Annotated in this window: 3 protein-coding genes; 1 reads left to right on the top strand and 2 read right to left on the bottom strand. The window is 43.5% G+C overall.

Features of this window, described 5'->3' with window-relative positions:
• Positions 1-3,344 (top strand): hypothetical protein (locus AC1DPK_RS28765; RefSeq protein ID WP_477512394.1); only part of this gene is annotated, 3,344 nt, incomplete at its 5' end.
• 97 nt (positions 3,345-3,441) lie between these two features.
• Here the strand turns inward: AC1DPK_RS28765 and AC1DPK_RS28760 are convergent.
• Both AC1DPK_RS28760 and AC1DPK_RS28755 read right to left on the bottom strand, forming a co-directional pair.
• Positions 3,442-5,190, bottom strand: a complete 1,749-nt coding sequence (locus AC1DPK_RS28760) for a glycoside hydrolase family 2 protein (RefSeq protein ID WP_477512393.1) — start codon at positions 5,188-5,190, stop codon at positions 3,442-3,444.
• Between the two features lie 522 nt (positions 5,191-5,712).
• Entirely contained in the window at positions 5,713-6,879 is a 1,167-nt protein-coding gene (locus tag AC1DPK_RS28755) for an ROK family protein (protein ID WP_477512392.1), read from the bottom strand.
• Positions 6,880-7,101 lie beyond the last annotated feature (222 nt).

Here is a 7,101-nt window from a genome sequence, read left to right as displayed (position 1 = left end):
CCGTTACTGTAGGGGGTGCAATTGGACTATCTGCGGCTTCCATATCTGATTCAAAAAGATTTGTATATGTAAATTATGTGTCCATGGGTAGCAGTAAAACAGGTACTACTATGTTTGAGGCAATTGAGAGCGGTACTAACTATTACGGTGAAGAAATATTTAAGAGTGCTTTTGGAAGAAGGATTGTCAGTTACGAAAGTTCACATCCATTAGGTTATTCAGATGTAGCACCCAATGCAAATCCAATCGTATTTTCCAATTTATTGACGTATTCCCAAGGTAGAACGCACGAATCGTATAATGCATTTTTCAATTACTATGGAGACCAACACGGCGGTTTTCAAGGTGTAGATTATGGTGCAAACCTTGGTAAAATATTTATCAATCAATACGATCAGATTATTTATCCATCGTTTATGGGTGTGGGAAGCTCTTGGGGTGATCCCGATGCACCTAAAAAAATATGGGCCACGCTGTATAACGCAACAACCAATAGTGTCATTGCCCAGACGCCATATTCCGGACCAGAACCAGGAAATAATCAAAAGCAATCAGGAACATCAACCCCTATTTTACCCGATGGCTCCATTTATGTTTTTTACGAAAAAAATGTCATGCCTTTTGTTTCAGCTAACGCTAATGGAACATTAAAGGAAATAGATGCAAATACCGTTGAAATTACGAGCGACGATTGGGGCGGACTGCTCTATGATGCAGGAAGCTCTATGAAAAACTACGCCTTAGAATTTCATGCGAATGTAAGTGATTTAAGAAACGACAAGGTTATCGGAGCTGCTTTTCAGATTCAGAATGAGAAGAATATGTATGCTATGGAGTGGAGCAAGAACACCCTGTCGCTATTCCGTGTGGTCAATGGTGCGAAAACGTTATTGCAATCTGCACCTATGACACGAACTGCATTTAACACGTATCCGATTAAAGTAGAATCGGTTAATGGTATTCAGCGCGTATACGTGAATTATGTGAAAGTACTAGAGGTTGCCGATGGTACGTATACAAGAGGCAACGCGGGATTAATGTCACTTGGGCAATCCAACGCTGTATTCTCTAATGTGAAGAAAACGAACTATGGTGACACCTACACCGAACAAACCTATGATTCCGTTCTCGTCAATGATCCGATCTCTTATGAAAAACTGTTCAATGACGTTGAAAAAGATCCAATGGGAGCAGAAGAGTGGAGCTACAGCCATAATCCAAACTTCTTTGAAAATCCAGAAGGGTTGAGCATTCGTAGCGGAAAAACGTATGGATCAACCATAAACGCGCTAGAGAAACCTGGGGTATATGAAATTACCTTCCGAGTTAAAGACAACCCTGGTCTTTCTGCTTATAGCAAATGGTCAGAGCCTGTTAAAAAACTGCTTTATGTACATCGACGACCGGTCGCGCAGCCGGATGTTAGGTTTACAGGCAAGGTTTTTTCAGAAGGTGAAGCACTAGATTATGAAACATTTGATACCTCTTATGATCCTGATATTGCTCATATTTTATCAGACAAGTTATTCCGTACACGGTGGGCTGACCAAACCACATGGACAGTCGGGAAACGAGAGTACTATAATCGTCCTGGTGTGGAGTTGATCATACAGGAGCAAGTACGAGATATTCATGGCGCTTGGTCATATTGGGGGCAAACGATTGTCTATAAAGAAGGAATACCGCCAGTTAACCAAACGAAGCCTGTTATGACCATTACGGTTCCAGCTGGAACAACCCCAACAACACCAACAGTGCTGATAAAAGAACCGACGATTCGATGGACATATTATGATGCTCAGAACGATCCACAAGAGCAATATCGACTAATGCTAACGTATGTCGATAACAATGAAACGGCCTTGTATATTGAGCATGAAGGAAATGCACTTACGTATCCTATGCTTGAGGAAAGCATCGTTCCTGGTCGCTTCGTTAAGGTGCAAGGGCAGGTTTATTCAGCAGGGGTATGGTCTAATTTAAGTAATATTAAATATTTTGTGCTGGATCTCCCGCCGCAAACCTATTTACTTTCATTTAACGGGCTTGATGCTAATAATCCTATTTATACAAACTCAAATCGTCCACAGCTGCACGCGTTTACGATTGATCCAGAGAACCACCCCATTAAAGCGATAGACTATGAGGTGTTCAAAGCATCGAGCGGTGTTATGGTAGTGGACACGAACTCTGCTTTGGCTGCTGCTAATTACACAACACCTGCGTTAGCTGAGGGGCTGCATTACTGGAGAGCGAGAGCGAACGACAGCTATTTATGGGGACCGTATTCAAGCAACGGTTTTTTCTTTGTCGATACGGTTAAACCAGCAGATGTGAATGAACAGCTAACTGTTGAACCTACGGCCGTAACGGTTCAGTTCAATACCTTCTATGATGCCGAGCCTTCCTCGGGACATGCTGCTCGCACCTTCTATTTGCAAAAAGTGAACGCGGACGGCAGTGTGACGAATATTGATTTAAATGGTGACGGTAAAACGGAATACAGCATTCCTTTAGCACTTTCTAAGCAATCATACAAAGTTGTTGGGTTGATTTTTGGACAAGCATATCGTCTTACCGTAATCGATTATGACGTTGCCGGCAATGAAGGGCATTATGAATATATTTATTTCGTTACCAATCGACCTCCGACGGCTGACTTTGATTGGACGCCCAAACCTGTATATGAAAGAGACATGACAACTTTTCTATCGAATGTGACAGATGCTGATGGCAATACGCTTACGATTGTTTATGAGCTGACAAGTCCGCTCGGCGTGAAGAACAGCTATTTCTATACCGTTAATGGTCCAAACTATCCGGTAAAAGGGCCTTCACTGAGGTTAACAACGGTAGGACTTTGGAGCATGAAGCTTACGGTTAGCGACGGTATAGCTGAGCCGGTTAGCGTGACCAAAACGTTGCAGGTGCTGCCGCTACATGTCAATGGTTATGTACGGCATACGGAGCTATGGGATCAGCATCGTAAGGCYTTTAATTTAAAACAATCAGGAGATGAGAATTCGCCGCGCGGTTATTCGGTATTTTGGGCGGGAGAGAAATTTATACTGGAGGCAGATACAACCATTACAGGCACGGCTACAAAAGCGGATCGGGTAGAGGTGCGTATGCGTACTTACGAAACGTCTCTAACCGCATTAAACACAGGGCAAACCAGCTGGCACGGTGAACTTTGGGATGCATCATTCACAAAGCTTGCTAAAGGCACCTTAACATTCATATTCTCTGCTTACTATAATAATGGCACAGTGAAAACGAAATCAGTAGACATAACGATCGATGGACAAACATTAGATATTGTTGGCGTACATCGCGTTCAATAATGGAGCGGGTTATTAGGTCAATTGTAAGTAGAAAAGCAATAAAAACAGGCATGCTGCCATCGCAGCATGCCTATTTTTTGTTTGAGACTAATGAGCACTAATCCTCGATAGCTGCTTTTTTGCTGTTGATCGCTTTAATTCGTTCAACATCAAACTTCGGTTGTCGATCGTAAGTATAAAGTCCATTCACTTCTTGTTCCACGTCATAAAGCTGTGTATAACAGAACCCGAACATATTAGGATTCTCAAGAAGAGTACTGGTCAAGCCGTCATATCTTTCAATAAATTGCTCGACGCTTTGTGGACGATCCCCGTAGCCCCAGCTTTTCTCATCGGACTGTTTGGGATTCCACCAAATTCCGCCATACTCACTGACGAAATAAGGTTGGCCGTTATAGCTTTGTCTATCGGGGAAGGAGACCCACGCCTCGCCTTTCTCGGCAAACGGCTGATAACGTTCCCTGAATGTAACAGGATTCTGATCATAATCGTGAACATCAAAAATGTCCGTTACAACATGGAAGTTGCCGCTTGTGTCGATGACCGGTCGCGTTGGATCAATAGCTTTAGTCGTTTCATAAACGACGCGAAGTACATCATTATCTTGACGAGTACCGCGCGATGAGTCCCAAGTTTCATTAAATGGGCACCATCCGATCAAGCTTGGATGGTTGAAGTCTCGTTCCACACCCTCAATCCATTCCGGTAGAAATTGAGCAAGGCTGGCAGCTGTTGATATATCGAGACCCCAGTTAGCATGCTCTCCCCACACCAAATATCCAAGCTTATCTGCCCAATATAGGAATCTAGGCTCGAACATTTTCTCATGCAATCTTGCACCGTTAAAACCAAGTGCGAGCGACATTTCAATATCTTGTTTTAAATCATCGTCAGTGGGTGCTGTATAAATGCCTTCAGGATAAAAGCCTTGATCAAGAACGAGCCGTTGGAATACGGATTTGCCATTAATACGGAACGCCTTGCCATCCAATTGAATGGAACGCAAACCGAAATATGAAGAAGCTGAGTCCAATACTTCGCCATCTCGAATGAGCTCAAGCTCCAGATCATAAAGAAAAGGTGAATCGGTGTTCCATAATTTGATTTTGGAGAGGGGCAGCGTTAATGAAACGGTCATTGAGCCGGCATTTGCCGTTTGTTTTCCTACCGAAAGGCCATCGAGCAGCGCATTACAGCGGAATTGTACATCATTTGTGTTTCCAGACAGCTTGGCAGTTACGTGCAGGCAGCTGTTCTCCGGGTCTGGAACGAAACGGCAGGATTCTATATATGTTTCCGACACATGCTCAAGCCAAACTGTTTGCCATATGCCAGTCGTGCGGGTATAGTCGCAGCCTTGTGAATGGTAGGTACCGCTCTGCTTGCCGCGCGGTTGTAAGCCAGAGCGAGTATCATCCTCGGCATATACGGTAACCACATTTTCACCTTGCTGGAGGGAATCTGTAATATTGAATGAGAAAGAACTGTAACCGCCTCGATGCTTTCCTACATGTTTGCCATTAACCCACACCTGAGCCTCGTAGTCTACCGCTCCAAAATGCAATAATGTATGTCCGCCGTTCCAGTTGTCAGGAAGCTTGAAGCTTCGTTTGTACCAAACGGCTGGAATGAAATCTGTATGCCCAATGCCTGACAGCCGGCTTTCTGGACAAAAGGGGACGATGATGCGTTGAGTTAGCTTTTGCTCGTCTTGGTTTAATCCGCGCGAGATACCACTTTTTCCAGGATCCATTTCGAATTGCCATTCACCATTTAAATTGAGCCATGAATTTCGAGTAAACTGAGGTCTTGGGTATTCAGGGCGAGGGATTTGCTGMTGTTCCATTTTTCATTCCTCCATTATATTAATTTAAAAGTTAATAATATATGCTTATATTATTGATTTTAATGAATATTAGACCGGATTGTCAATGAATAATTAATTTTAATATTTTGTAATTAACTTATAAATTAATCAAATGCCTATTTAAACATCAATCTAAAAGAAGATGGTATTAAATCGAAGCTATTAACTGATTAACAATACTGAATGAAAATACTTAATAAAAATACTGATCAATACTAATGAGTAACATTACTGAGTACCATTACTGATTAAAAATACTGATCAAAGTTACAGCCGTACAATAACCTAGGTAGCCGTACTAAACCTAAATGTGAGCACTTCATAATTTCCAAGAGGTATCGTGCAAAGAGAAATAAAGAGGGGGTGAAAAGGAGCTGATCAAGCCGGGTGAATATTATTTTTATGCTGTCCTGTTAATAAAAGCCTGCATCAGAGTTAGTCTGCTGCAGGCCATGAGAAAAAAACATTTTGTTTAGCAATGTTCAGCAATGCATAACGAAGCTACTGCCCGCTCTTAATCTTCGTGAAAAATGTGCTAATCGCGTAATATGCCGCGCCGCGTACAGCTGACTGCTCTTGAAGCTCTGCAAACAATATTCGCATACGTTCGCGATGATACGATAGTGTGCGCTGATCGACGGCAGCTTGTACGGCTGGCTCCAGCCACTGAGCAGCACGGCTCATACGGTTGCCAATAATGACAACGTCAGGATTAAATACGTTGACGATATTAGCAATGCCTGCGCCCAAATAATCGCCAATCGAGAGTATATGCGCAATAACGCGTTCATCTCCAGCTGTTGCAGCAAGCAGCAGATCTTCCAAGTTCTTAAAGCCTAACGATGCTGTACTCTCAAGCAAAGCATTCTCCGAAGCATATAGCTCCCAACAGCCCCGATTGCCGCAGCTGCAAGGTTTGCCATCATACTCAATCGAGAGATGGCCGAGCTCACCTGAGAATCCTGATGCGCCCTTATATAATTCCTTGTTCAAAATAATGCCTGTTCCAATACCGATCCCGACGCTGACATAAATTTGGTTGGCGATGCCTCGTCCTGCCCCGTATTTCTGCTCTCCTTGCGCGCCCGCATTCGCTTCATTGTCTATCGTAACGGGAAGGTTGAAGCGCTCTTCGAGCTGCCGCTGCAGCTCAACTTGCCGCCATTTTAAGTTTGGTGCAAAAAGAATCGTGCCATTGTCATCCACGATACCTGGTACGCCGACGCCGATTCCGACAATCCCGTACGAGCTCTCCGGCGCATCATTAATAAGCAGCTCAATACATGAAATTAACTGCCCAATGACATGATCAGCATCCTGCTGCTTCAGACTGCGCTGCTGCTCTGCAATCACATTGCCTTCGAGGTCTACGAGCAGGCCGCGAATATAATTGACACCAAGATCGATGCCGACAGCATAACCAGCCGTACCATTAAAGAGCAGCATGACAGGTTTGCGCCCGCCGCTGGATAGTCCGGGACCATTCTCAACGACGAGATGGGTGTCGATCAAATCCTGAACGAGACTGGAAACAGTCGCCTTGTTTAATCCGGTCAACTCCGATATTTGAGCTCGAGAGAGCGGGGCATAACCAAGCACCGCTTCAAGCACGATGGCTGTATTTATTTTTTTGATGAGCGCTAAGTCGCCTGTTGGTTTCCTTTTCAAAAAAGAATGCCTCCGTCCAAATGAAAATATTTATTATTGTATCATGAAAAGCCTAATCTAGAGCCTACTAGATGGGGATGCGGATTTTGAGACAGCTAAGCCAAATAAGTACTGCATTTATTTTAACACAAAAACTTAGTTTGTTTAATAGACAAACTAAGTGGAGGCATGTTATTCTTTATGTAAGCACTATCATAAACTTCTAATCCATGAAGGAGGATT

This window comes from Paenibacillus sp. 01T424 (assembly GCF_056398745.1).
The sequence above is the reverse complement of the archived record's forward strand: the minus strand, read 5'-3'. Positions and strand labels throughout refer to the sequence as shown.